At 65.0% G+C, this 25299-nt stretch carries 26 protein-coding genes and 1 tRNA gene; 13 read left to right on the top strand and 14 right to left on the bottom strand.

Annotated elements, in window-relative coordinates; genetic code table 11:
- Positions 1-14: 14 nt before the first annotated feature.
- The 4 genes from ACV959_RS09950 to ubiG form a co-directional block, all read right to left on the bottom strand.
- Positions 15-89 (bottom strand) — tRNA-Gly (locus ACV959_RS09950).
- A gap of 160 nt (positions 90-249) precedes the next feature.
- Entirely contained in the window at positions 250-417 is a 168-nt protein-coding gene (locus ACV959_RS09945) for a hypothetical protein (protein WP_475736457.1), read from the bottom strand.
- Between the two features lie 532 nt (positions 418-949).
- Positions 950-1645 (bottom strand): invasion associated locus B family protein, encoded by a 696-nt coding sequence (locus ACV959_RS09940; protein ID WP_475736456.1) that lies wholly within the window; start codon positions 1643-1645, stop codon positions 950-952.
- A 53-nt stretch (positions 1646-1698) separates the two neighbouring features.
- Complete coding sequence (gene ubiG / locus ACV959_RS09935; RefSeq protein ID WP_475736455.1) at positions 1699-2472, bottom strand: bifunctional 2-polyprenyl-6-hydroxyphenol methylase/3-demethylubiquinol 3-O-methyltransferase UbiG; 774 nt, start codon at positions 2470-2472, stop codon at positions 1699-1701.
- A gap of 165 nt (positions 2473-2637) precedes the next feature.
- Between ubiG and ACV959_RS09930 the strand changes: the two genes are divergently transcribed.
- Both ACV959_RS09930 and ACV959_RS09925 read left to right on the top strand, forming a co-directional pair.
- Positions 2638-3870 carry an aspartate kinase gene (locus ACV959_RS09930; RefSeq protein WP_475736454.1) on the top strand — a complete coding sequence of 411 codons (1233 nt, stop codon included), beginning with the start codon at positions 2638-2640 and terminating at the stop codon, positions 3868-3870.
- 85 nt (positions 3871-3955) lie between these two features.
- Complete coding sequence (locus tag ACV959_RS09925) at positions 3956-4408, top strand: hypothetical protein (protein ID WP_475736453.1); 453 nt, start codon at positions 3956-3958, stop codon at positions 4406-4408.
- A 39-nt stretch (positions 4409-4447) separates the two neighbouring features.
- Here ACV959_RS09925 and ACV959_RS09920 read toward each other — a convergent pair whose 3' ends face one another.
- The gene (locus ACV959_RS09920) at positions 4448-5443 is read right to left on the bottom strand and encodes a DUF4424 family protein (RefSeq protein ID WP_475736452.1); all 996 of its coding nucleotides are present in this window, start codon (positions 5441-5443) and stop codon (positions 4448-4450) included.
- A 133-nt stretch (positions 5444-5576) separates the two neighbouring features.
- Between ACV959_RS09920 and ACV959_RS09915 the strand changes: the two genes are divergently transcribed.
- The gene (locus ACV959_RS09915) at positions 5577-5960 is read left to right on the top strand and encodes a DUF2267 domain-containing protein (protein WP_475736451.1); all 384 of its coding nucleotides are present in this window, start codon (positions 5577-5579) and stop codon (positions 5958-5960) included.
- A 3-nt stretch (positions 5961-5963) separates the two neighbouring features.
- Here the strand turns inward: ACV959_RS09915 and murJ are convergent, their stop codons facing one another.
- Complete coding sequence (murJ, locus tag ACV959_RS09910; RefSeq protein WP_475736450.1) at positions 5964-7505, bottom strand: murein biosynthesis integral membrane protein MurJ; 1542 nt, start codon at positions 7503-7505, stop codon at positions 5964-5966.
- A 116-nt stretch (positions 7506-7621) separates the two neighbouring features.
- Here murJ and ACV959_RS09905 point away from each other — a divergent pair, with 116 nt between their 5' ends.
- Positions 7622-7978 carry a DUF2845 domain-containing protein gene (locus ACV959_RS09905; protein WP_475736449.1) on the top strand — a complete coding sequence of 119 codons (357 nt, stop codon included), beginning with the start codon at positions 7622-7624 and terminating at the stop codon, positions 7976-7978.
- A 196-nt stretch (positions 7979-8174) separates the two neighbouring features.
- Here ACV959_RS09905 and ACV959_RS09900 read toward each other — a convergent pair whose 3' ends face one another.
- Positions 8175-9155 (bottom strand): glycosyltransferase family 2 protein, encoded by a 981-nt coding sequence (locus ACV959_RS09900; RefSeq protein WP_475736448.1) that lies wholly within the window; start codon positions 9153-9155, stop codon positions 8175-8177.
- 60 nt (positions 9156-9215) lie between these two features.
- On the opposite strand from ACV959_RS09900, the gene ACV959_RS09895 reads away from it, so the two are divergent.
- Positions 9216-10073 (top strand): ChbG/HpnK family deacetylase, encoded by an 858-nt coding sequence (locus ACV959_RS09895; RefSeq protein WP_475736447.1) that lies wholly within the window; start codon positions 9216-9218, stop codon positions 10071-10073.
- Positions 10074-10077: 4 nt separating this feature from the next.
- Here the strand turns inward: ACV959_RS09895 and nadC are convergent, their stop codons facing one another.
- The 4 genes from nadC to nadA form a co-directional block, all read right to left on the bottom strand.
- Positions 10078-10929 (bottom strand): carboxylating nicotinate-nucleotide diphosphorylase, encoded by an 852-nt coding sequence (nadC, locus tag ACV959_RS09890; RefSeq protein ID WP_475736446.1) that lies wholly within the window; start codon positions 10927-10929, stop codon positions 10078-10080.
- A 36-nt stretch (positions 10930-10965) separates the two neighbouring features.
- Positions 10966-12510: an L-aspartate oxidase gene (locus tag ACV959_RS09885; protein WP_475736445.1), complete on the bottom strand. Its 1545-nt coding sequence runs from the start codon at positions 12508-12510 to the stop codon at positions 10966-10968.
- A gap of 3 nt (positions 12511-12513) precedes the next feature.
- Positions 12514-13134 (bottom strand): DUF4202 domain-containing protein, encoded by a 621-nt coding sequence (locus ACV959_RS09880; RefSeq protein ID WP_475736444.1) that lies wholly within the window; start codon positions 13132-13134, stop codon positions 12514-12516.
- Positions 13135-13196: 62 nt separating this feature from the next.
- Complete coding sequence (gene nadA / locus ACV959_RS09875) at positions 13197-14297, bottom strand: quinolinate synthase NadA (protein ID WP_475736443.1); 1101 nt, start codon at positions 14295-14297, stop codon at positions 13197-13199.
- A 373-nt stretch (positions 14298-14670) separates the two neighbouring features.
- Here nadA and ACV959_RS09870 point away from each other — a divergent pair, with 373 nt between their 5' ends.
- The 3 genes from ACV959_RS09870 to ACV959_RS09860 are packed head-to-tail and all read left to right on the top strand — an operon-like array spanning position 14671 to position 18125.
- Positions 14671-16722 (top strand): putative bifunctional diguanylate cyclase/phosphodiesterase, encoded by a 2052-nt coding sequence (locus ACV959_RS09870; protein WP_475736442.1) that lies wholly within the window; start codon positions 14671-14673, stop codon positions 16720-16722.
- Positions 16723-16780: 58 nt separating this feature from the next.
- Positions 16781-17731: an aspartate carbamoyltransferase catalytic subunit gene (locus ACV959_RS09865; protein WP_475736441.1), complete on the top strand. Its 951-nt coding sequence runs from the start codon at positions 16781-16783 to the stop codon at positions 17729-17731.
- A gap of 43 nt (positions 17732-17774) precedes the next feature.
- Positions 17775-18125: a hypothetical protein gene (locus ACV959_RS09860; protein ID WP_475736440.1), complete on the top strand. Its 351-nt coding sequence runs from the start codon at positions 17775-17777 to the stop codon at positions 18123-18125.
- 57 nt (positions 18126-18182) lie between these two features.
- Here ACV959_RS09860 and cysK read toward each other — a convergent pair whose 3' ends face one another.
- Positions 18183-19163: a cysteine synthase A gene (gene cysK / locus ACV959_RS09855; RefSeq protein ID WP_475736439.1), complete on the bottom strand. Its 981-nt coding sequence runs from the start codon at positions 19161-19163 to the stop codon at positions 18183-18185.
- Positions 19164-19185: 22 nt separating this feature from the next.
- The gene (locus ACV959_RS09850; protein WP_475736438.1) at positions 19186-19989 is read right to left on the bottom strand and encodes a sulfite exporter TauE/SafE family protein; all 804 of its coding nucleotides are present in this window, start codon (positions 19987-19989) and stop codon (positions 19186-19188) included.
- Between the two features lie 295 nt (positions 19990-20284).
- Between ACV959_RS09850 and ACV959_RS09845 the strand changes: the two genes are divergently transcribed.
- The 5 genes from ACV959_RS09845 (at position 20285) to ACV959_RS09825 (ending at position 24344) form a co-directional block, all read left to right on the top strand.
- A complete protein-coding gene (locus ACV959_RS09845) occupies positions 20285-20767 on the top strand; it encodes an RrF2 family transcriptional regulator (protein ID WP_475736437.1) in 483 nt (160 codons plus the stop codon).
- A gap of 79 nt (positions 20768-20846) precedes the next feature.
- Complete coding sequence (locus tag ACV959_RS09840; protein ID WP_475736436.1) at positions 20847-21563, top strand: protein-L-isoaspartate O-methyltransferase family protein; 717 nt, start codon at positions 20847-20849, stop codon at positions 21561-21563.
- A gap of 126 nt (positions 21564-21689) precedes the next feature.
- Positions 21690-23138 carry a TolC family outer membrane protein gene (locus ACV959_RS09835; protein ID WP_475736435.1) on the top strand — a complete coding sequence of 483 codons (1449 nt, stop codon included), beginning with the start codon at positions 21690-21692 and terminating at the stop codon, positions 23136-23138.
- Positions 23139-23279: 141 nt separating this feature from the next.
- Positions 23280-23942, top strand: a complete 663-nt coding sequence (locus ACV959_RS09830) for a PopZ family protein (RefSeq protein ID WP_475736434.1) — start codon at positions 23280-23282, stop codon at positions 23940-23942.
- A 66-nt stretch (positions 23943-24008) separates the two neighbouring features.
- Positions 24009-24344: an FtsB family cell division protein gene (locus tag ACV959_RS09825; protein ID WP_475736433.1), complete on the top strand. Its 336-nt coding sequence runs from the start codon at positions 24009-24011 to the stop codon at positions 24342-24344.
- Positions 24345-24356: 12 nt separating this feature from the next.
- Here the strand turns inward: ACV959_RS09825 and ACV959_RS09820 are convergent, their stop codons facing one another.
- Positions 24357-25253 (bottom strand): MBL fold metallo-hydrolase, encoded by an 897-nt coding sequence (locus ACV959_RS09820; protein WP_475736432.1) that lies wholly within the window; start codon positions 25251-25253, stop codon positions 24357-24359.
- Positions 25254-25299 lie beyond the last annotated feature (46 nt).

Below are 25299 nucleotides of genomic sequence, written 5' to 3'. Positions count from 1 at the left end.
CGCGGAGCTTCATTTGGAGCGGGCGAAGGGATTCGAACCCTCGACCCCAACCTTGGCAAGGTTGTGCTCTACCCCTGAGCTACACCCGCATCCGACGCGCCGGTTTGACGTTTCGCCCTCGCCGTCGCGGGGGTCTTATGCCGCAAACGATCCGGCTTTGCAACAGGCTCCGGCAACAATTTTCGAGGCCGGAGAGAATTGGGCCTCCCGAACGCCGTCAGCGTGCGAGAGGCCCGGTTTTTCAGTTGATTACTGGATCATGCGCGCGGTCGAACCGGTGTTGCCGGTGATGTTGGCGCTGTCCGGCGAAATCCACTCGGGAACCCACGTCAGAGCGACGACCACGAAGACGGCGAAAGCGGCGATGTAGACGAGGATTTTGCCAACCTCGGCGCCGCCATGAACGTTAACAGCCATATTTCCCTCCCTTTGGCTTTTCTTTAAATCAGGGGACTTCTTCGTAGCCTATTGCCGGGAGCAAAGCAAATATAAAATCGCGCAGACTGGTTATATTTAATGTAATAATCCAGCTGGCTCCATGCAATAATTGCATTTTGGTCCAATATTTACATGGTATATACATGATTTTTGTCATGCAGCAGGGCGCGCCAAAACGGCCGCCGGGAAGCGGCGGTCGGCGCCCCAGACGATAAGAAGCGAGAGAGCGACGGCGCCGAACCGCCTTGGCCTCAGGCGGTTGCGCCATCGCTCGCCAACTAGGCAACAGGGGGAAGCCGTCGTTGACGCCTCGAAATTGCGTCATTCTACGCAAGGATCAAAGAACCACAGATTTGCCGACACGTGGTAAAATTACTTGGTCCTATATAATTTATACTATCTGGTCCGAGGCGGCTGGGTCAGTCGGCGTGTCGGGAGCAAAAACAAAACGCCCGCGGCGGCCGCGGGCGTCGAATGAAAGGCGAATCGGGAATAGGCGCGGCGCTTGATGCTATTTGCACTCCTGCGCCACGCGGGCGAGGGCGTCCGAGAGACCCTTGAGCGTGTAGGTGTCGGTTGTCGAGGTGCCTTTGGCCGAGGAGGCCTTAACGACGAGCTTGGAGCCGCCGCGCAGCGCGCCGACGAACTCTTTCTCCTTGGATTGATCCTTCACCCAGGCGTTTGTCCCCTTGGTGATCAACTCCCAGTTGTCGCCGTCGATCTGCGCGGTCGCCGCGGAGCCGTCCTTCGTGGGATAGCCGAGATTGATCGCCACCTCGTTGCGCACCCCCTCGCCTGGACGCGAGGAGATGAAGACGTAAGCGGACGTATCCTTCAGCTTCGCTTTCGGCTGGCGGTCCTTTGGCTGGCCAAGGGCGTAGCAGGTCTTGTCCTTGCCGCCCTGAGCCAGATAGGCGCCCCATTCCCCGTAGGTTCCAAGCTGTTCGGGCTTGCCGGCGCCGCTCTTGTCGGTTTTTCCGCCCTTTTTGCCCTTGTTGTCGGTCGCGCCCTCTTCCTGCGGGGACGCTTCCTCCGCCGGCTTGTCCTTGGCGTCCTTCTTGTCCTTCGACGCTGCGGGCTTTTCTCTTGCGACGGCGACGGCCGGAGCGCCGATCACGGTGAGCGAAAAGGCGAGTGCGAGCGACGCTCCCAATGCGGAGGGCGCGCGCCGGGCGAGAGAAATCAGGATCGACGATTCGGTCAGCATCCCGGAAAGTCTACTTTCCGCTCAAACCGCGAACAAGACGCTTCGTCATCTCCTCAGGCGTCCTTTTTGGCCGCCATCAGATAGTTCACGTCGGTGTCGTGGCTCTTGCGCCAGCGCCGCGTCAGCGGCTGGAAACTCATGCCGGCTCGGTCGATCTCGCGCAGGCCGGCCCTTCGCAGCATCGCCGAGAGTTCGTCGGGACGGATGAATTTGTTGTGGTCGTGCGTTCCCTTCGGCACCCAGCCGAGAATATACTCCGCGCCGACGATCGCGAAGACGTAGCTTTTCATGGTGCGGTCGATCGTGGCGAGGAAAATCAGGCCGCCGGGTTTCACCATCCGTCCGAGCATTGCAATGAAATCGCTCGGTCCCTCGACATGTTCGATCACTTCCAGCGCCGCGACGGCGTCAAACTGCTCGCCGGTCTCCGCCAGCGCTTCGGCGGTGACGTTCCGGTAGTCGATGTCGAGGCCCATTTTCTCGGCGTGGCGCCGCGCGACGGCGATGTTGTTGGGCGCTGGGTCGATCCCCGTCACGCGCGCGCCGAGCTCCGCGAGAGATTCGCTCAAAATGCCGCCGCCGCAGCCGATGTCGGCGATTCGCACGCCCTCGAGCGGCCGGTCCGGCGATTCGTTGAGCGCGCTGGCGTCGCCCAGCAGGAAGCGGCGAATATGGTCGCGAATGTAGGTGACGCGGATCGGGTTGATCTCGTGGAGGATCCCCATCTTGCCCTTCTTGTCCCACCACAGGTCGCCGAGGCGGTTGAATCGGGCGACGTCCTCGGGGTTGACGCTGGCGGAATGTGGGGAAGTCGCCTCTTCGGACACTGAGAACCTCTTTGTCGGGTCGAGCCTTCGCCGCTTTAGACTAGGGCGGCCTGCGCCGTTGACAGGTGGGCGGGCGCGGTCACATATACGCCCGCTTTCCACGAATGGCGAATAGGGCCTCTCCTTCGCCGCTCGCTTTCTCGCGCCCGGTTCGAAATCGGTCCTATGACACGCCTGGTCATGAAATTCGGCGGCACGTCCGTCGCAAATGTCGAGCGCATCCGCAATGTGGCGCGCCACGTGAAGCGCGAGGTCGACGCCGGCCGGGAGGTCGCGGTCGTCGTCTCGGCCATGGCGGGCAAGACCAACGAACTCGTCGCCTGGTGCAAGGAGGCCGCGCCGCTCTACAGCCAGGTCGAATATGACGCCGTGGTCGCCTCGGGCGAGCAGGTGACGGCGGGACTTCTCGCCATCGCGCTTCAGGAGATTGGCGTTCCCGCGCGCTCCTGGCTCGGCTGGCAGGCGCCGATCTACACCAACGGCGCCCACGGCTCCGCGCGGATCGAGGCGATCGACGGGTCGGGAATCGTCGAGGGCTTTTCGCGCGGCGAAGTGGCCGTGATCGCCGGGTTTCAGGGCGTTCACAAGGAAACGAACCGCATCACCACGCTCGGGCGCGGCGGCTCGGATACGAGTGCCGTGGCGCTCGCGGCGGCGATTAAGGCCGACCGCTGCGACATTTATACGGACGTCGACGGCGTCTATACGACTGATCCGCGCGTCGTGCCGAAAGCGCGCCGCATGGAGCGCGTCGCTTTCGAGGAAATGCTGGAGATGGCGTCGCTCGGCGCCAAGGTGTTGCAGGTGCGCTCCGTCGAAGTGGCGATGGTGCACGGCGTGCCGACCTATGTGCGCTCGTCGTTCGACGATCCTGACAGGCCGGGCGAGGGGACGCTGATCTGCAAAGAGGAGGACATCGTGGAAGCCCAGGTCGTCACAGGGATCGCCTTCTCGCGCGACGAAGCGCAGATCACGCTCCGTAATGTCGCCGACAAGCCGGGCGTCGCGGCGGCCGTATTCATGCCGCTCGCCGAGGCCGGCATCAATGTCGACATGATCGTGCAGGTCGTCTCCGAGCAGGGCACGACCGACATGACCTTCACCGTCGGTTCCGCCGATTACGAGCGCGCCTTTTCGATCCTCGAGAAACTCAAGCCCGACATCGGCTTCGCCAGCATGGCGGGCGAGAAGGAAGTCGCGAAAGTTTCGGCCATTGGCATCGGGATGCGCAGCCACGCGGGCGTCGCCGCCCGCGCTTTCCGCGCGCTGGCCGAGAAGGGCGTGAACATCCGCGCCATCACGACCTCCGAGATCAAATTTTCCGTGCTCATCGACGAGGCCTATACGGAGCTCGCCGTTCGCACGCTGCATTCGCTCTACGGCCTCGACGCCGCCTGAGGCGCATAATTCCACACGCGCGGGTTGACCCGACGGGGCGGCGCGACATTTCACTTTCAGGTAATCCCTGAAGGAGGGATGTCACATGGAAACGCTGTCCAAACGCGTCGTCGAAGCGACGTCGCTCGAACCCGCGATTGCGAAAGCCGCAATTGGCCACGTGCTGCTGTTCATGCGGGACATGGTTCCGGGCGGTCACGTCGCGGAGTTCATCGACAAGATGCCGGGTGCGCGGGAAGCCGTGGCGGCCGCGGGAGCGTCTGGCGATGGGGGCGTCACGCAGTTTATCGAGGCCATGACCAGCTTCATGGGTCACGGCCGCGCCGATCTCAACATTCTGGTCGGCAAGCTCGCCAATCTCGGCCTCACGCAGGAGCAGAGCCAACGGCTTCTCGAAGAAACGCTTGCGAGAGCCGAAGTTTTGATCGGCGAGGACGGCGTCTCCAAAATCAGGGCGAAGATGCCGTCGTTGATGGAGCGCTCCTGGCCCATGGGGCGTCAGCCCGACATAGGCAAGGAAATGCGCCCCGGTGCCTGACGCAAATCCTGAATCCGGCGACGCGGCCTCCGGGCCGCGTCATTTGCCCAGCCAGTCGACGATCAGAATATCGAGATCGCGATCCGGCGTGAAGTTTTTGCGTCGCACTTCGAACTGCGTCGGGGAAATTCTCTTCACGCCCTCTGCGCAAAAGCTCACGAGCGAGTCGGGCTTGCCCTTGTCAACGACGAGGCGGAAGTCGCTGATCGGTCCTTTCCAGTTCGCGCCGGTCTTGAGGATATAGCTGAGCCAGACTTCCGAATAGGGCGTTTCCGTGCGCCGGGTTTTCACGATCCGGTCGAAGCTCGCGAGCCATTCCTTGTCGATGCAATATTTCCGGAGCGTGTCCTCGAACTCCTTGCGGAGTTCCTTGTCCTTGCGCCGCCAGGCGTCGAGATTGCCGCCGACGCTGCCGCCCGCGAGCGGCGCATATTCATGTTCGACCGTCACCGTCGCATTCGGCGGGAACGTCTGCCGGCGCGTGATCGTCGTGCGTAGCGCCCAATTCGCGACCCAGTTGGGATAGTCGTTGTCCCCGGTGTTCTCCAGCAGGCCGTCGGCGACGAGCTTGTCGAGTTCGGCTTTGGGCGCCTTCTTGATGGCGTCGTCGAATTTCGGCGACAGGCGGTTGATCGGAAGTTTGACCGCGCTCAGCCGCGCGCCGATGTCGCGGTCTTTGAAGATCGCCTGTTCGACGATGTCGTAAACGATTGGCTTGCCGTCGATCGTCGTCCTGAATTTCAGATCGCCGACATCGTTCCAATAGCTCGTATTCTCGCTGTCGGTTGGCGGAATTTCCGGCAGGGGAAAAGCGACGAGCGTTTCGACCGGCGAGTCGCTCGTATTCGTGAAGCGGTATTTCACGCGCACGGCGTCGCGCGAGATGAACAGGTCTTCGCTGTCCATGCGGATGTGTTCAGAGTGTTTCAGCGTCAGTCCGCCGACGCCGGTCTCGGCCTCGGAATCATTCGAGAGGCAGGGGGCGGCGCCGAGTCCGAGAAAGAGCGCGGCCGTTCCCGGAACCAAGCGTCGCATGTTCTCCTCCCCATCCGTTCCTTGACACTATTACGGCTTTGTCGGGCGCTCAACGCGCGCACGGGCGCGCTTGATTTCACGGCGAGCCGCGGCGACAGTCACGGTCCAACGAAGCGATTTGGGGAGGACGGTCATGGATGAATTGATAGCGCGCGTTTCCGCGGCGATCGGGGTCGATGCGGAGGTCGCGAAGACCGCCGTGGGCCATGTGCTCGCCTTCCTCCGCAAGGAGCTTCCCGAGGGGCCCGTCGCCGAGTTTCTCGATTCCGTCGCGGGCGCGCGCGAGGCGGCGGACGCCGCGGAAGGCGGCGAGAGCAGCGCGGGCGGCGGTCTGCTCGGCGGCTTGCTGAGCGGCGGCCTGATGGGACTCGCGACCAAGCTCAACGCGCTCGGCCTCGACATGGGGCAGATCCAGAAACTCGGGCATGAAATCTTCGGTTACGCTGAGACCGTTCTCGGCAAGGAGAAGGTCCAGCAAATCGCCAATTCGATCCCGGGGCTGTCGCAGTTCCTGTGAGGTCTAAACCTTCCTGCGCGTGCGAAGGTTCGCGACCCTGACCCCTGCGGCGTGCAGGACGCCGCCGAGCACGGCGCCATAGACGGCCGCGCCGGCGGCGCCGAGCGCGATAAGGGCCACGAGATTTGCCTGCGCGCCGAAATGACGGCCGAAGGCGAGCGCCGGCGCGCGACCGAACATGACGACGAGCGTGAGGAACCCGCAGGCGATCAGCGTCGCGCCCACGGTCCTCGCAAAGACGGCGTCGAAGTCGATCAAATCTTTCGCGATCGCGATCGCGATCAGCGCGCCGAGATTGACCCACAGGCCAACCGAGGTCGCGGTGGCGAGGCCAACCGCGCCGAGGGGCTGGAACAGGGCCAATTTCAGCGCGACATTCACCGCCAGGGCGGCGAGCGCGATTCTCATGGGCGTCGCGGTGTCGCCGCGCGACTGGAAACTCGCGCGCGCCGAGGCGATCAGAACCAGCGCCATCAGTCCCGCGCCATAAGCCGCGAGCGCGTCGCCCGCGGCGACAGCGTCGGCGGCGGTGAATTTGCCGCGCATGAAAAGGCCCGCGACGATCAACTCGGGCAGGGTGTCGAAGGCGATGAAGAACGGCGCGGCGAGGGCGATGGTGAGCGCCATGGTGTGGCTCTGCGCCCGATGTGCGCCGGCGACGTCGCCGGCCGCGATGCGGCGGCTCATTTCCGGCAGCAGCACCGTGCCGGCGGCAATGCCGATCACGCCGACCGGCAGCTGATACAGCCGCTCGGCGTAGGAGATCGAGGACACGCCGCCGTCCGCGAGCATGGACGAGAGAATCGTATCGGCGAAAACGGCGATCTGCGGACTCGCCGAGCCGATGATCGCGGGCCCGAGCCTGATGAAGAAGTCGCGCACGCGCGGCCAGTGAGGGCGGCGAAGCCGCTTCAGCACCCCGATCCGCCGCGCGTCCCACATCAGAAGCCCGAGCTCCAGAACGCCGGACACGGTGACGCCCCAGCTCGCGGCATAGCCGGCGTTGGGAAAGAGGAAGGCGACGGCGAGCGCGGCCATTACGCACAGATTCATGAGGTTCGGCGCGAAGGCGGCGAGCGCGAACCGCCCATGGGCGTTGAGCGTGCCCATGTGCAGCACGAAGAGCGTCATGAAAAGCAGATAAGGAAAAGTGATTCGAGTCAGATTGACCGCGAGGGCGAATTTCTCGGGCCGGTCGCCCAGGCCCGGCGCCAGCAGCCCGACAAATTGCGGCGTGAAAGCCCATACGAGCAGCAGCAGCACGATCTGCGAGGCGAGCAGGAGCGTGTAAACCTCGCCGGCGAATTCCTCGGCGGGGCCGGCGCCTTCCTTTTCCAGCGCCGTCGCGTAGCTCGGGATATAGGCCGCGTTGAAGGCGCCTTCGCCGAAGATGGCGCGGAAACTGTTCGGCAATCTCTGTGCGATGAAAAAGGCGTCCGAGACGGCCCCGGCGCCCATGATGGCGGATTGCATGGCGAGCGACAGGAAGCCCGTGACGCGCGAGAGCAGGGTGAAGCCGCCGACCGAGAGGAAATTTCGAATCATTCGACGGCTTCTAGCAGGATTGTTTTCAAAATCTGCGCACAGGCGGCGTCTGGCGGGAAAGGCGCGCTTCGCTTAGTTTCGGCCGCAGCGCGCGCGTGAGGCAACGGGACCGGACAATGAAGTCGAAACTGTTTCTGCCGGCGTTCTTCCTGCCCCTCGCCACGGGGCCGGCCTTCGCTTTGTATTGCGGGACGAATCTGGTCGTCGAGGGGCAGTCGAAATTCGACGTTCTCCAGCGTTGCGGGGACCCCGCCTATGCCGACAGCCGCGTGGAATACCGCTGGGGGCCGCCCGCCGCGCCGATGGCGCCGCGCCCACTCGATTCGCCGGAACCCTATTCTTCCGGCCCCGTGATGCGTCAGGTCGTGATCGACGAATGGGTCTATAATTTCGGCTCGACGCAGCTCATGCCGCAGCTTCTTTTCGAGAACGGCCGGCTGATTTCGATCCGCTCGCTCGGTTACGGCCGGTGATTCAATGCGCCGGGCAGTGTTGGCGATAGCCGCCCGTCGTCAGGCTTGCCGCCCGGCTCGATCCGACGCCAGGAACAGATAGAATGCAAACGCAAAGGCGGGGGTCACGGCGTTCCGTGAAACTCGGAAAGACAAAGTTTCAATAGGCGGCCGCCCATAGTCTTCTCGCCAAGTCCTGAGCCCGGCCGTCGCGGGCTCAGTCTCGATCGCGCGCCGCTGTCCGGCCGCCCTCCGGGTCGCGTGACTCGATCCGCTCCGCCACGAGATACAGGGGCCGGCCTTTCACCTCGTTGAAGATGCGGGCGACATATTCGCCGAGCACCCCGAGCGAGATGAGTTGCACGCCGGAAAAGAAGGCGATTGACACCACGAGGGTGGGGAAGCCGGGCGTATCGACGCCAAACAGCATGGTCCGCGCCCAGTAATAGGCCGCCATGGCGAGCGCGAAACAGGAGATGACGAGCCCCACATAGGTCCAGACCTTCAGGGGGATCGAGGAGAAAGACATGAGGCCGTCGAGCGCGAAGCGCACGAGCCGGCCGAAATTGAACTTGGATTCGCCGCTCGCGCGGCTCTCCACTTCGAAGGGCACGCCGATCGACCGGAAACCGATCCAGGCATAGAGGCCCTTGTTAAAGCGCGCGCGCTCGCGCATCGAGAGCAGGGCGTTTACCGCTTGCCGATCCAGCAGCCGGAAGTCGCCGGCGCCCGGCGGCAAAGAGACATCGCCGAATTTCTCGAGCAGGCGATAGAAGATTTCGGTGAAGAAAGTGCGCATCTTCGGGTCGGTCGCGCGGTCGGTGCGCTGGCCGTAGACATTCTTGTAGCCCTCCCGCCACTTCTCGATGAACTGCGCGACGACTTCTGGCGGATGTTGCAGATCGGCGTCCATGATGACCGCGGCGCGCCCGCGCGCGTCGTCGAGTCCGGCCGCGATCGCGACCTCCTTGCCGAAATTGCGCGAGAGCGCGATGGCGCGAAAGCGCGGCTCGTCGCGGCAAAGCGTCCGAAGCTCGTCGAGACTGCCGTCGTGCGAGCCGTCGTCGACGAAGATCGTCTCGAAAGCGACCCCGGCCCGGGTCAGGACTCCGACAAGCCGCTCCGCCAGCGGGCGCAGATTGGCGCGCTCGTTGAAGACGGGGATGACGACCGATATATCTGGGAGGCTGTCGCTCATGGCGTTGGTTCAACCAGAAATTATGGGCGCCGCAAAGACCGAACCGGGGAGGCGGACGGAATGTCGAAGGAGAGACTCATCGCGCTTTGCGCGGACGATTACGGTCTCTCCTATGGCGTTAGCCGCGGCATTCTGGAGGCGCTAGACGCGGGCAGGCTCACCGCCGTCTCCGCGCTCGTCACCGGTCCGCGCTGGCCGGCGATGGGGCGCGAATTGCTCCGCCATTGCGAAAACGCCGACATCGGCCTTCACTTCAATCTCACGCTCGGGCGTCCGCTGGGCCACATGCCGAAATTCGCGCCCACGGGCGCGTTTCCGCCGGTTTCCAAAGTCATCCGCATGGCCATGCGCGGAAAGCTTCCGATGGACGAAATTCGCGCCGAGATCGACCGCCAGCTCGACCGTTTCGAGGCGGTTGTCGAGCGCCGGCCGGATTTCGTCGACGGACATCAGCATGTGCATGGCCTCCCCGGCATACGCGACGCGCTGCTCGACGCTATGCTCGCGCGCAAGCTCGCCGGCCGCGCCTGGGTGCGCAACGCCGCCGACGCCCTGCATCGCATCGCGCTGCGCGGCGCCCATGCGCGCAAGGCGCTGGCCGTCCGCGCGTTGTCGGCGGGGTTTTACCGCGCGGCGCATTGGCGCGGTTTCGCGGCGAACGACGGCTTCGCCGGCTTTTCCGACTTCGATCCGGGGAAGGATTTCGCGCGTTCCTTCGAGAGCTATTTGCGCGCGCCGGGCCGCCGCCATCTCGTGATGTGCCATCCCGGCCATGTCGACGACGAATTGAAGGCGCTGGACCCGGTGACGATCACACGCGAGCAGGAGCTGGCGTTTCTGTTGTCGCCGCGCCTGCCCGAGATGCTGGAAAAGCGCGGCCTCAAGCTCGGGCGGCTGAGCGCCGCGGCGGAAGGCTGAGCGATCAGGCGATTTCGATATCCAGCCCGAGATCGAGCGCGCGCGCCGAATGCGTCAGCGCGCCGACCGAAACGAGATCGACTCCTGTTTCCGCGATCGCCGCGACCGTGTCGAGCGTGACGCCGCCCGAAGCCTCGCAGACCATGCGGCCGCCGACCATCTCGACGGCCTTACGTAAGTCGTCAGGAGACATATTGTCGAGCAGCACGGCGTCCGCGCCTTCGGACAGAATCTCGCGCAGTTGATCGAGCGTGTCGACCTCGATCTCGATCTTCACGAGGTGACCGACGAAATCCTTGGCCGCGCGCAGAGCTGGAACGACGCCGCCCGCCACCGCGATATGATTGTCCTTGATGAGAACGGCGTCGTCCAGGCCGAAACGGTGGTTGGCGCCGCCGCCGCATCGCACGGCGTATTTTTCGAAGGCCCGCAGCAGCGGCGTCGTCTTGCGTGTGTCGCAGATTTTCGCCTTGGTATGGGAGATACGCGCCGCGTAAAGCGCGGTGAGCGAGGCGACGCCCGAGAGGCGACCGAGATAGTTCAGCGCCACGCGCTCGGCCGAGAGCACGGCGCGCGCCGGCCCCTCGATGCGGGCGACGATGTCGCCGGGCGCGACCCTCGCGCCGTCGGCGATCCAGGTTTCGACGCCCGCCTTCTCGCTCATCTGCCGGAAGGCGGCGAGGGCGAGCGGCAGCCCTGCGATGACGCCAGCCTCGCGCGCCGCGATCACGGCGCGGGCGTTGGCGTTTTCCGGAATCGTCGCCTGGGTCGTAACGTCGCCGGCGCGGCCGAGATCTTCCGCCAGCGCGGCGCGGATGGCGTCTGCGACGAGGAGAGGGGAGAGTTCGAAGGTCATTTGACGGCGTCCTCTGATCCGCTGCGCCGGGCGCGCTCAGCCGCCCGCCCTGTCTGCGATATGTAAGGCGTCGGCGAACGAGAGCTGCGAGCGCCGCGCGAAGGCGTCGTTGGGTTCGGGGAAGTCCGAGCGAAAATGCGCGCCGCGGCTCTCACGGCGCACGAGCGCGGAGGCCGCGATCATCAGGGACGTCGTCAGCATGTTCGCGATCTCGATGTCGTTCGTTCGGGCGGACAGGCGACGGATCGTCCGCAGCGCGCCAGTAAGGCCGGCGGCGTCGCGAATGACGCCGACATTGGCGGACATGAGGTCCCGCAATTCCTCGACGACAGCGAAATCCCGGTCGCGCGCGACGAGTTCCGACCGCTCCGCCGCGACGCGCGCGTCGAGTTCGGGAAGCTGCGCGGAGGCGATATCAGCCGCCGCGCGCGCGCCGAAGACGACTGCCTCGAGAAGCGAATTGGAAGCGAGACGATTGGCGCCATGCACGCCGGTCGAGGCGACTTCGCCGATCGCCCATAGGCCCGCGACGCTCGTGCGTCCGCGTGCGTCCGTCCAGACGCCGCCCATGTGATAATGCGCAGCGGGCGCGATGGGGATAGGCTGCGTGACGGGATCGATCCCCGCCGCCTTACAGCTCGCATAAACGGTCGGAAAGCGACGGGGGAATTCTGCGCCGACAGCGACGCGGGCGTCGAGAAACGCGCCGTTCCCGGCCTTGATGCTCGCGAAGACGCCGCGCGCGACGAGGTCCCTCGGCGCTAGCTCGCCCGCCGGATTTACGTCGAGCATAAATCTCCGGCCCACGCGGTCGACAATGGTCGCGCCTTCGCCGCGCAGCGCCTCGGTCGCCAGCGGCGCGGGGTCGGCGTCGATGTCGATCGCCGTCGGGTGAAACTGCACGAATTCCGCGTCGGCGATGATCGCGCCCGCCCGCGCCGCCATGGCGACGCCCACGCCGCGCGACTCCACCGGATTCGTCGTCACGCGATAGAGATGGCCGAGGCCGCCGGTCGCGAGTGCGAGCGCAGAGCAGGGAATGTCGCATATTCCGCCCGAGACATGCCGTGCGCGCACGCCCACGACGCGACGGTCCCGCGTGATGATCTCCTGCGCCGAATAACCGTCGACGACCGTGATCGACGGCGTTTTCGAGACCTGCTTTTCCAGCGTCTCCATGATGGCGCGGCCGGCGGCGTCGCCCATGACGCGCACGACGCGGCGACGTGAATGCGCCGCTTCCTGCGAGGGCGCGAAGGCCCCGCCGTCCTTGCGGTCGAAGGGCGCGCCCATGGCTGCGAGATCCTCGACGCGCGCCCGCGCCTCGCGCGCCATGCCGAGCGCGATCTCGCGATCGACGATGCCGGCGCCGGCCTTGACCGTGTCGTCGGCATGGCGCTCGGGCGTGTCGCCTTCCTCCACCGCGGCGGCGATGCCGCCCTGCGCCCAGTAGGACGAGCCGCTGGACCCTACCGGCGTGGGCGCGAGAATCGCAACGGGCCGCGGCGCGAGTTTCAACGCGCAGAAGACGCCGGCGAGGCCGCCGCCGACGATGACGATGGGGGGGAGTTTTTCGGGCATGCGCTAATCGAGCGACATGGCAGCGAGCCGCTCGAGCGCGGCCGCCTCGCGCGCCACGGCTGCAGAAACGAGCGCGCGCGCGCGTTCCGGCAAGGGCAGGGAAAGCGCGGCCGCGTGGCCCCGGGGCGACATCTTGCAGAGCGTCTTGCCGAGGATGTCGATGAGTTTGTCATCGTCATAGCCGTGGTATTTCGCAAGGAAGTCCCCGAAATAATGTTCCAGGAAGACGACCGCGGCGACATTCTCCAACGCCTGCGATTCCGGATCTTTCTTTAGTTGTTCCTTTCGGACGAGCGCGCCGACATGCGCGATCTCGGCCTCGCCGTAGCCATTGGCGCGCATGATCTCTCCTGCAAGTTTCGCGTGATGGGCGCGGCAGGCGCGCCGCCATTCGTTGTAGCCCTTGCGCCCTTCCGGATAATCGCCGCGCGGAATTTCCCAGCGGCGCAGATGCTGGGCGCGGGCGGCGATCTTCAGAAGGTCGGAAGCGTTCGGGTAGAGCGCCGAGAGACGCGCGCTCATCCGCTCCGCGTAAAGGCTCTCGAAGGCGCGGCCGTCGATCTTTCGTGGGTCTTCCGCATTGGCGGCGTCGATCGCCGCGAGCGTGGCTTCGAGAGCGGGCATCGGAACTCCGGAGGGGGAAACTCCCCCTCGTCAAACCTCCCCCGCCGCGGCGGGGGAGCGGCTTACCCCAGGTCGATCATGCGCTGCACGCTCTGGCGCGCGCGGGCGGCGATCTGCGCGTCGACGACGACCTCCTCGCGAATGTCGAGCAGGCTGTCGAGAATTTTCGGCAGCGTGATGCGCTTCATGTGCGGGCAGAAGTTGCACGGACGAACGAATTCCGTGCCTGTCGTCTCCGCCGCGATGTTGTCGGCCATGGAGCACTCGGTCACGAGCAGCACGCGCGCCGGCTTCCTGTCGCGCACATAGTCGATCATGGCCGCCGTGGAGCCGGAGAAGTCGGAGACCTCCACGACCTCCCGCGGGCATTCGGGATGTGCGATCACCTTCAGGCCTGGATAATCGGCCTTGAAGCCCAGGATCTCCTCAGCCGTGAAGCGTTCGTGGACCTCGCAGGCGCCATGCCAGGCGATGATCCTCACCTTCGTCTGCGCCGCGACGTTCTGGGCGAGGAAACGGTCGGGAACCATGATGACGCGATCGACGCCAAGGCTCTCGACCACCTTCACGGCGTTGGAGGAGGTGCAGCAGATGTCCACTTCCGCCTTCACCTCCGCCGAGGTGTTCACATAGGCGACGATCGGGACGCCCGGATATTCCCTGCGCAGCGCGCGAATGTCGGCGCCCGTGATCGAGGCGGCGAGCGAGCAGCCCGCCCCGGCGTCGGGAATCAGCACCGTCTTTTCAGGGTTCAGAATCTTCGACGTCTCGGCCATGAAATAGACGCCGCCTTGCACGATCACGTCCGCGTCTGATTTGGCCGCGAGCTTCGCGAGCTGAAGGCTGTCGCCGATATAATCCGAGACGCAGTGGTAGATTTCCGGCGTCTGGTAATTGTGCGCCAGAATGACCGCGTTGCGCGTTTTCTTGATGTCGTTGATCGCCTTTATGTAGGGCGCGTGGAATGGCCATTCGACCGGGGGAATGACCTTGGAGACCCGCTCATAGAGGTGCGCGGTCGCCGCCTCGACGTCGGGCGTCCATTCCAGATTGGGGCGGGGAAGCGCCGGGAAGCGGCCGTTCAATCCTACGCCGAGCGCGCTCGCCGAGATGGGCGACGCCGTCGGCGCGGCGTTCCGGATGTCGACGGTATGGGACGTCATGGATCGCTGGCCCTTCGCAGTGCAGTCGCCGCCTACTCGACGGCGCCACTTATGCTCTAATTGAGTATAAGTGGATCATACAAAAACCCCGCGGCGGACCCCGCCCGGAGCGCTCGAAGGTCAAAGTTTAATGGGGCTTTGTAGCGCCCGCAACCCCGGCCTCGCTCACAGATGTGCTCGTCACGAGCATAAGTCAAGAACTGCCGATGGGGCGAGGTCCCGAAGAGCCGGGAGCGGAGCCGTTAACTGCGTCGACAATCGAACGGTGAATTTCAACAATTGGAAATGTCTGCAAACGACCCTGCTGGAGCGAAGAGCCGCGCTTACGCCAGGGGCAGGGCGGTCGCGATGGGACGGGGGACGGCGACGGGAAATGGGGATTTCTACGGCTTTTTCAGAGTTTATCTTAGACGTTGAACGCGCCTTTTCCGAAAGGGAGAATGGCGGTTTCGCCCGTCTGCGGAATTTTCTAGAGGGCGATCCGCTCGCTTTCGACGAGGTTCCATCGTCCCCCACCGTCCGAGCGAGGTTTCGCGCGGAGCAACTTGGAGATCTCGAGCGCGGCACGCCGGTCGTGATGCTCGTGTCGTGTTTCAGCGCGCTCATTTTCGCGATGTCCATGTGGGCGACGCCGCTCGCCGATCAGGCGCGGGTCTGGGCGACGCTGATTTTTGCGCTTGCCGGCATGATCTACGCTCGCAGGGTCAGCGCGCCGCAAAGAGTCGCCCGGGTCGCGTCGCCCGACGGCGTCTGGCGCGCGACGGCGAATGCGCTGCTCCACGGCTCGCTGTGGGGCGCGTTGCCGGTGTTCTTCTTCGCTGAATCGGAACTGCCTCAGCAATTCGTGATCTCGGGCTTCTGTTTCGCGACGCTGTTCGGCGGAAGTTTCGCGCTGTCCATGATCCCGAGCGCCATGCTCGCGCATGTGATCCCGATCGCCGTCGGCTTTCTGGTCGCGGTGCTGGCCGAACACGATCCTTCTTTCGACGTCGTGGCGGGCACCGTGGCGATCTACACGATCGTCATCATCGGCGGCGCGCTGACGCGCGCCGGGGCGGCGGCGCGGCGCTGCGCGGCTGAGGCCGCGGCAGAGGAGGGCGCCCTGCGGGACGAACTCACGCGGCTGCCCAATCGCGTCGCCTTCCGCGAGGAATTGGCCCGCGCCTTCGCCCGCCTGTCGCGGCAGAACGAGCGTTTCGCGCTGATGTGTTTCGACCTCGACGGCTTCAAGGGCGTGAACGACTCCATGGGCCACGAGACCGGCGACGCCGTGCTCGTCGAGGCGTCGCGGCGCCTGCGCAGCTCGACGCGCGAGGGCGACCTCGTGGCGCGACTGGGCGGCGACGAATTCGCGCTCATCGCCATCGATATCCGCAGCGTCGAGGACGCCGTCACCATAGCGCATCGCATACTTTCGGCGTTCCGCGCGCCCTTCGAGATCGGCGGGCGCAGCATGCCGATCTCGGTCAGCGTCGGCATCGCGATCGCGCCGAGCGACGGCGTGGACCCGGAGAGCCTGATCCGAAACGCCGACAGCGCGATGTACGCCACGAAACAGGCGGGACGCTGCGGCTACACGCTGTTTCGGGACCGTTTCGGATTCGTCGCGGAACGAAACACCCTCGACGCGGAGCTCGACCGCGCTTTCGCGCAGCGCGAACTCTTCATGGTCTTCCAGCCCTTCGTGGACACGGAGACGCACGAAACTCAAGGGTTCGAGGCGTTGCTTCGCTGGCGCCATCCCGTGCGCGGCGTTCTCAGCGCGGCGGAAATCATTCCGCTTTTCGAGCGTGCGGGCCAGATCGACAGAGTGGGCGCTTGGGCGCTCGAAGAGGCCATGACCATCGCGGCGAACTGGCCCTCGCATTTGCGGGTCGCGGTGAATGTCTCGGCTTTGCAGCTGCGCAAGCCTAATTTCGAGGAGGTCGTGCTGAAGGCGCTGGAAAGGAGCGGGCTCGATCCGCGCCGCCTCGAACTCGAACTCACCGAGACGGCGATGATCCTCGACGGCGAACTGGCCTTCGAGATGCTCGCCTCGCTGCGCCGCATCGGCATTCGCACGGCGCTCGACGACCTCGGCACGGGCTACTCCTCGCTCGCCAATCTCGTCGGGCTGCCGCTCGACCGGCTGAAGATCGACCGCTCCTTCGTCGCCAATCTGGAGACGAACGCGATGTGCGCGTCGGTCGTGAAGCTGACGATCGAACTCGCGCGGTCGCTCTCCCTCGCCGTCACGGCGGAAGGCGTGGAGAACGCGCGCCAGCTGGAGATGCTTCGCGACTTCGGATGCCGGGAGGCTCAGGGCTATATTTTCAGCCGGCCGCGGCCCGCGAACCAGATCGCCTCGCTGCTCGGCGTCTGCCCGATGACGGGGCTGGAGCCGGAGCCGCCGGGGCTTTCGTCGCCCGCCGTCGCGGCCGCATGACGCCGACGGCGGAATTCGGGGGGTCGCGACGACCGGCAAAGCTGCTATAGACGTCGCCATGCAGGCCGACGTTCAAAAAGCCATCTTTCCGCATCGCCATCTGCTCGGCATCGAGGGGCTCTCCCGGCCGGATATCGAGGCGCTCCTCGACCTCGCGGAGCAGGCGGTCGAGGTTTCCCGGCAGGTCGAGAAGAAGCGCTCCAACCTGCGCGGGCGCACCCAGATCAACCTGTTCTACGAGCCTTCGACGCGCACGCAGGCCTCCTTCGAGATCGCCGGCAAGCGCCTCGGCGCGGACGTGATGAACATGTCCGTCGCGCGGTCCTCCGAGTCCAAGGGCGAGACGCTTCTCGACACGGCGATGACCTTGAACGCAATGCGGCCTGACATCATCGTGGTGCGCCACGCGCAGGCGGGAGCCGCGCATCTTCTGGCCCGCAAGGTCGACTGCTCGGTCGTGAACGCCGGCGACGGCGCGCACGAGCATCCGACGCAGGCGTTGCTCGATGCCCTCACCATCCGCCGCAACAAGGGCCGCATCGAGGGGCTAACGGTCGCGATTTGCGGCGACATCCTTCATTCGCGCGTCGCCCGTTCGAATATTCTGCTGCTGTCGGCCCTGGGCGCGCGGCTGCGCGTCGTGGGGCCGTCGACGCTCGCGCCCGACAGCCTCGGGCGGCTCGGCGTCGAGGTGCATCACGACATGCGCCGGGGCCTCGACGGAACGGATATCGTGATGATGCTGCGCCTCCAGCGCGAACGCATGTCGGGCGTGCTGACCCCCAGCGCGCGCGAATATTTCCACTTCTTCGGCCTCGACGAGGAGAAACTCGCCTATGCCGCGCCCGACGCGCTGGTGATGCACCCAGGGCCGATGAATCGCGGCGTCGAGATCGATTCCGCCGTCGCCGATAGTGGACGCTCGCTCATTCGCGAGCAGGTCGAGATGGGCGTCGCCGTCCGAATGGCGGTTCTGGAGGCTCTCGCGCAGCACCTCCCGAATGTGTAAGATCGGCGCAAAACCGGTCCTTCGGACCTAAAAGGGGTGCGAAATGCTCAAATTGATCCGCTTCATCGGATTGGTGTCCCAGTCAATCTTCCTCCAGTTCGTCAATCTGTTCGGCTTCGTGGCCTTCGCCGCGAGCGCGGCGCTCGGCTATCTGCGGCTGCCGTCATGGTGGGTGCCCGTGCTCGCCGTCGTCTTCGGCGTCGTATCCGACAAGTTCATCGATGAAAGCGGCGTTACGGCGCTGCTGGAGAAAGCGCATTCGGCCAATCAGCGCGGCGGCTTTCTGATCGTCGTCTATTTCGTGATCTGCGCGGTGGGCTATGTCACCGGCGCCTATGGCCGCCATTACGCGCGCGGGAAGGGCGTCGCCATCGGCGCATCCGGCAAGAAGTAATAAGACCAGGCAAAAGGAGGAAGCCGGGCGGTCGGCGCGTCGCCCGGCTTCCGGTTTTCAGAGCCCCTCGAACAGCGCCGTCGACAGATATCGCTCGGCGAAGGAGGGGATGATCAGCACGATAGTCTTGCCTTCGGCTTCAGGACGGCTGGCCACTTCGAGCGCGGCGGCGACCGCGGCCCCGGACGAAATGCCGACCGGAATCCCTTCAACGCGCGCGAGAAGCCGCGCCGTGTCGAAGGCCGTCTGATTGCCGATGGTCACGATTTCGTCGATGACGCCGCGATCGAGGATCGGCGGCACGAAACCCGCGCCAATGCCCTGAATCTTGTGCGGGCCCGGCGGCCGGCCGGAGAGGACGGCGGAATCTTCGGGCTCGACGGCGACCACCTTGAGGGCCGGATTGCGCTGCTTGAGCACCTGGCCGACACCCGTAATCGTCCCGCCGGTGCCGACGCCGGAGACGAAGTAATCGATATGTCCGTCGGTGTCGTTCCAGATTTCCTCTGCCGTGGTGAGGCGGTGGATTTCCGGATTGGCCGGATTCTCGAACTGTTGGGGGACGACCGCGCCGGGCGTGTCCGCGGCGAGCTCCGCCGCTTTGGCAAGCGCCCCTTTCATGCCCTGGGACGCGGGCGTCAGAACCAGTTCCGCGCCGAGCAGGGCAAGCATCTTGCGCCGCTCGATCGACATCGACTCCGGCATGACGAGGATGAGCCGATAGCCGCGCGCGGCCGCCACGAAGGCGAGGGCGATTCCGGTGTTGCCGGACGTCGGCTCGATGAGCACGGTCTGGCCGGGCGAAATCTTGCCGGTCTTTTCGAGCGCATCGATCATCGACACGCCGATGCGGTCCTTGACGCTCGCGATCGGGTTGAAAAACTCCAGCTTGGCGAGGAGGTTGGCTTTCGCCCCCTTTTCCTTCGCGAGGCGGTCGAGACGCACGATCGGCGTGTCGCCGATCGTGTCCGTGATCGAGCTGTAGATGCGGCCGCGTCCCGGCCGGGCCGGGGGCGTGAAACTCTTGGCGTTCGACATGGGATGCTCCTGATCAGGTGACTTATATCGACAGTTTCGCCCCGACTACAGCCATCATCGTCGCGAGAGCCGGGCGCAGGATGCGGTCCGGAACCTTCGCCGCCAGATGGCTTCCTATGGCGATGCCGGGAAGCGAACCGATCAGGAGAGAGAACAGCAGAAGCCAGTCGACGCCGCCCATGAGCCAATGCCCGAAGCCGGCCACCAGCGTCAACGGCACCGCATGGGCGATGTCCGAGCCGACGAGCCGCACCGTGGGAAGACGCGGGTAGAGGGCAAGCAGAACCGTCATTCCCACGGCCCCTGCGCCGACGGAGGAGATGGAGACCAGGACGCCGAGGAACACGCCGAGCGTCGCGGTCAGCAGGCATGTCTGACGGTCGCTGAGGCCGTCGAGATGATGCCCGATGTAGTCGAGGATCCAGCGGCGAAACAGGATCGCCGCCGCCGTCAGCAGAAGCGCGAAGCCGAGCGCCGACGTAATGAGGCCGTTGGCGGCGTGGCCCTGGGTCTTGCCGAGCCAGGAAAGCGTGAGCAGGGTCAGGATTGTCGCCGGCACCGAGCCATAGGCGAGACGGCGCGTCACCTTCCAGTCGACCGTGCCGTTCATGGCGTGGACGAGGGTGCCATTGCTCTTCGTGATCGCCGCATAAAGCAGGTCGGTGCCGACCGCCGTCGTCGGTGCCACGCCGAAGACCAGAACGAGGAGCGGCGTCATCAGGGAGCCGCCGCCGACCCCGGTGAAACCGACGAGGGCGCCCACGACGAAACCGGACACCGAATAGAGCGGATTGAAGGCGTGCAAGGCGTCGAAAAACGTGGGCATGAAGCGGGCCCTCTATTTCACATGTTCATATCTGTTGTTTTCAGAAATGAACGCATGACACATGTGATAATGGCCGAGCTGGCGCGCCAGTCAACCGCCTTTTAGTCTATCTAAACACTAAACTACACAGACATAAGAGGTCAACCCTCCGATCAGATAGGAGGAGGCTCTCATATGAAAAAAATGAAATATGTGATTTAGTCACGACGGCAGACCCTTGCGTCGGACTAAAAACGCGGTCCGTCCGGCCAGCCTCGTGCGACGCGGAGCGCACGAATCTGTGTTAGGTTTGCGAATGCTCACGAAGAAGACGAAATACGGCCTGAAAGCGATGGCCTATCTGGCGGGCGTGGCGCCGGGACAGACGGCGCTCGTCGCGGACATCGCGTCCGCGAACCAGATCCCGAAGAAATTCCTCGACGCCATCCTCAGCGAACTCCGCAACGCCGGATACGTCTACTCCAAGAAGGGCAAGGGCGGCGGATACATGCTTGCGCGGCCGCCCGGTGAGATCAGCGTCGGCAATCTCGTGCGCACCCTCGACGGGCCGCTCGCGCCGATCCAGTGCGCCAGCAGGCGCTTGTATCGCCGATGCGAGGATTGCGTCGACGAGACGCATTGTGCGGTGCGTTTGGTTATGATGGAAGCGCGCGACGCGATCGCCCGCGTCCTCGACAACACGTCGCTCGAGCAGATGCGGACGTTGGGCGAAGCTGGGGAGGCGATGCTTTCGCCCTTGCCGCGAGCCGCCAGTCCCGCGGCAATGGACATGGCGTGAGCGCGAACTTATAAAGCCCTGTCGGCTGAAGCGCCGGCATTTCCCTTGAGATCAGAGGCCGGCTCGGGCCGGGAAGCGAATGTCGGAAGCAGCGGTTGCGGCGGTGCGGCAAGATATGGGACAGGATCAGACGGCGGCCGAGTTGCGCCGCACCATGGTTGAGCGTCAATTGCGGCCCTTCGACGTGACGGATGTGCCGCTGCTCGAGCGGTTCATGGACGTTCCGCGGGAGCTGTTTCTCCCCGCCGACCAGTCTGCGGTCGCCTATTCGGATCTCGCCGTCGTCGTGAAGACCGCGAGCGGCCGCCGGCGCAGCCTCCTGCCGCCCCTGGTCCTCGCCCGAATGTTACAGGGCGGCGATCCGCGGCCGGGCGAAAAAGCGCTGGTCATCGGCAGCGCCGGCTATTCGGCGGCGATTCTCTCCGGTCTGGTCGGCGAGGTCGTCGCGCTGGAGAACGACCCTGAACTGGCCGCCCGCGCGCGGGAGGGGCTCTCGGCGGTCGGAGCCGGCAATGTGCGAGTCGAAACCGGACCCCTGGAGAAGGGCGTTCCCTCCGCCGGTCCCTTCGACCTGATCTTCGTTGAAGGAGCGGTCGACGCGGGTCTGGAGGCGCTCTTCCCTCAGCTAACTCCGAACGGACGTTTGTTGGCGATTGTGACGCCAGAGCCGGGGGCCGGGCGTCAGGTGGTGCGCTTCGAACGGCAGGGCGGTCAGCTGGCCGGCCGGATTTCGCTGCTGAGCGCCGGCGCGCCGGTTCTGGAGGGTTTCCAGAAGCCGCCTGTTTTCACGTTCTGAGGCCAATTTTCGCCTCATTGGCGTTTCTAGCGTTCCATGCTGCGTCTTAGTCGAGAATCACCCGGGGCGGCGCGAGTCCCGCCGTCCTCCCACCGGCTTGGGCCGGGCAGTAAAAGGAAGGTTGGAATGGACTGGGCGGCGTCAAATCTGCCGCAGACGGCCGGTCTCCCGTCCTTTGCGCGTCGCTTTGCCTTCGCATTGGCCATATCGACGTCGCTCGTCTCCCCGCTTCGGGCGGAGACCCTCTTGTCCGCTTTGTCGCGGGCCTATTACGGGAATCCGGACCTGAACCAGAGTCGGGCCAATGTGCGGGCGCGGGACGAGGACACGCCGCGCGCGGCCGCCGGCATGCGGCCGAAGGCCAACATACAGGCGACCTGGGGGCCGCAGTTCAGCAATGTCAAAATCCCGGCCGGGCGAAGCCAGCTCGACAATGGCCGAGCTTATTCCTACGACCAGTATCTCGGTTACCCGCGCGGCGCGACGCTTAACGTCTCACAGACCGTTTTCGACGGCGGCGCAACGGAGAATTCGGTGAGGCGCGCCGAATCCGGCGTATTCGCAGCGCGGGCCACGATGCGCCTGACCGAGCAGGCCACGCTTCAAAACGGCGCCACCGCTTATATGAATGTTCTGCGCGACACGGCGGTCGTCAATCTGCGCAAGAACAACATCGCCGTTCTCGAGGAGCAGCTCAAACAGACCCGCGACCGTTTTCAGGTCGGCGAGGTGACGCGCACCGACGTGGCGCAGGCGGAGGCGTCTCTCGCCCAGGCGCGCTCGGAGCTTTACGCGGCGCAGGCGCAACTCAAGACGAGCGCGGCGAACTACCGCCAGATCATCGGCGACGAGCCGAAGCATCTCGAACCCGGCCGCCCCCTCGATGCGTTGCTGCCGAAGTCGCTGAACGAGGCGATCAATGTCGCGCTCGCCGAACATCCCGGCGTGGTCGCGGCCCTGCATCAGGTCGACGCGGCGGAACTCGCCGTGAAGGTCGCCGAGAGCGCGCTTTCGCCGACGCTTTCTGTGAATGCGCAGCTTTCGAGCCAATACGACTCGTTTCTCGGCTCTCCCGGATCGCGTTATTTTTCGGCCGGCGCGAGCGGGCAGCTCAATATTCCGATCTATCAGGGCGGCGCGGAATACGCCTCGATCCGGCAGGCCAAGGAACAGCTGGGACAAGCGCGACTCAACGCGGATTTGCAGCGCGACAGCGTGCGCGCGAGCGTCGTTTCCAGTTACGGCATGCTGGAGACCGCCAAGGCGTCGATCATCTCGGGGCAGGCGGCGGTAAAGGCGGCGGAGACGGCGCTGGCCGGCGTGCGCGAAGAGGCGAAGGTCGGCCAGCGAACGACGCTCGACGTTCTGAATGCGCAGCAGGCGCTGCTGAATGCGCGCGTCAATCTTGTCATGTCGCAACGCGACCGGGTCGTGGCGTCTTACGCCGCGCTCGGTTCGATCGGCCGTCTGTCCGCCCGCGAACTGAATCTCGATGTGGCGCTTTATGATCCGAGCGTCCATTACGAACAGGTCAAATCCAAATGGTTCGGGACCGGCGCGCCGGACGGACGATAAGCGCGCGGAATGCGTGACAGCGCGCGACGAAAGGTGTGGAATTCAGGTCGAATCAGTTGATTCGAGTTTAGGGTGCGTTCACTGATTGCCTGTCCACCGCGCCGCTGGAGAGTCGGCGCAAGCAATGAAGAAGAGCCCCCCATGAGCGCTGCGAACGCTTCCGCCCCCTCGGCTTCTCTCGAAGAGGAGATGCGCGCGCACGAGCCCTCCATGGAGGAGATTCTGGCGTCGATCCGCCGAATCATCGCGGATGACGACTCGCTTCCGAACGCCCGCCGCCGCCGTGAGGCGGAAGCGGCCGCAGTCGACGAGGCGGCCGCCACTACTGCCGCCCAGACAGCTTATCCAGCGCCGGCGCTGGAGCCCGCCGCGGCGCGCGTCTCCGAACCGAAGGCTGAACTTCGTCATGATCCGGAGCCGGCGCCCGTCGCCGACATCAGGCAATTGCGCCTCAACCGCGCCGCGTCCGAGCATGTTGCGGCGCCGCAGGCCATTGCGCTGGAGGACTATCCGGAGGATGCCGAACCCGATCGCGCGCTTGACGCCGTCGAGGAAGACGTCGCGGAGTTCGTCGAGGAAAACGAGGGGCCTCTGGTCTCGTCAGACGCGGCGTCCTCGATCGCGTCGCATTTCCAGGCGCTCGCCGCGAGCATGATCATCAACGACAGCGGGCTCCTGCAAAAATATGCGCAGGAGATGCTGCGTCCGATGCTGAAGCAGTGGCTCGACGACAATCTGCCCGTCATCGTGGAGCGTCTGGTTCGCGCGGAAATCGAACGGGTGGCCCGCGGCGGACGTCGCTGACGAAAAGACGGGCGGTTTTGACGGCTCGTTAACGCTGCTTATAGAAGTCGTCGTTATGCTTCGATCATGCACCGCCTGCGCGTATTCCTTCGCTCGCTTGTCGTTCCCCTCATGCTTTATTGCGTGGCGGGCAGCGTCGCCGCCTACTTCGTCTGGCATGGCGTGAACGGGCAGCGCGGTCTCAAGACCGGTGAGGAATATGAGCAGCGGCTGGCCCAGTTGCGACTGGAGCGCGATCTGCTGAAACTCCAGCGCATGCAGTGGGAAAGCCGAATCGCGCTAATCAAGGGCGAGAATATCGACGCCGACATTCTCGATGAGGAAACGCGCAAGAGGCTCGGCCGCGTTCACAAGAACGAGGTTGTAATTTTGACGCCTCAGGGCGAATCGCAGACCCCTTGAGCCGACGGCGCCTCAGGCTTTCACGTAACGGGCAGAAAATGTCGCCCGTCCGCCGCAGGTGACGATTCCGCGCGAGACCAGATCCTCCAGATGCGCCAGAACCGTCATGGCGGCGGCGGCGTGGAGCCGCTTGTCCACTCCTTCGTAAATGCAGGCGACGATGTCGGCGATAGTGTCGTCGCCAGCCTCGATGCGTTGAAGGATCGCAGCCTCGCGGGCGCGTCGGTGGCGCACGAGCGCGCGGAGGTAGCGTTGGGGCTCCCGCACCGAATCGCCATGGCCCGGCCAATAAATTTCGTCGTCGCGTCCGCGCAGCCGGTCCAGGGACGCCATGTAATCGCGCATGGATCCGTCCGGCGGCGCGATCACCGTGGTCGCCCAGCCCATGATGTGATCGCCTGTGAAGAGGGCGCGCTCTTCGACGAGCGAGAAACACAGATGATTCGCCGTATGCCCGGGCGTGACGAGCGTCTCGATCGTCGCGTCGCCGAGTTCGATCTGGTCGCCTTCGCCGAGGACGACGTCCGGCGCATAGAGTCGATCGTGAGAGGCGTCGAGGCCCGGGCCGGCGTCGTCGGCGTCCCGGGGCGGCGCATAGGCGGCGCAACCGGCAATCGTGGCGCCGGTCGCCTCCTTGAGGGCGCGCGCACCGGGAGAATGATCCCGATGGGTGTGGGTGACGAGCACATATCGCAGGCGTTCGCCGCGGATCGCTTCGAGGAGCGCGGCGATGTGGCGGGGGTCGGCGGGGCCGGGGTCGACGATGGCGACGTCTCCCGTTCCGACGACGTAAGAGCAGGTGCCCATGTAGGTGAAGGATCCCGCATTGGGCGCGACGACGCGGCGCACGAGTTGCGAGACGCGTTCCGTCCTGGTCCAGGCGCTGGCGGAGTCGATGGCGGACCTCATGTCGACGATTTGGCCGGGGCGCGCCTCTCGGAAAAAACGCCGACCC

This window comes from Methylocystis sp. Se48 (assembly GCF_056269425.1).
The sequence above is the reverse complement of the archived record's forward strand: the minus strand, read 5'-3'. Positions and strand labels throughout refer to the sequence as shown.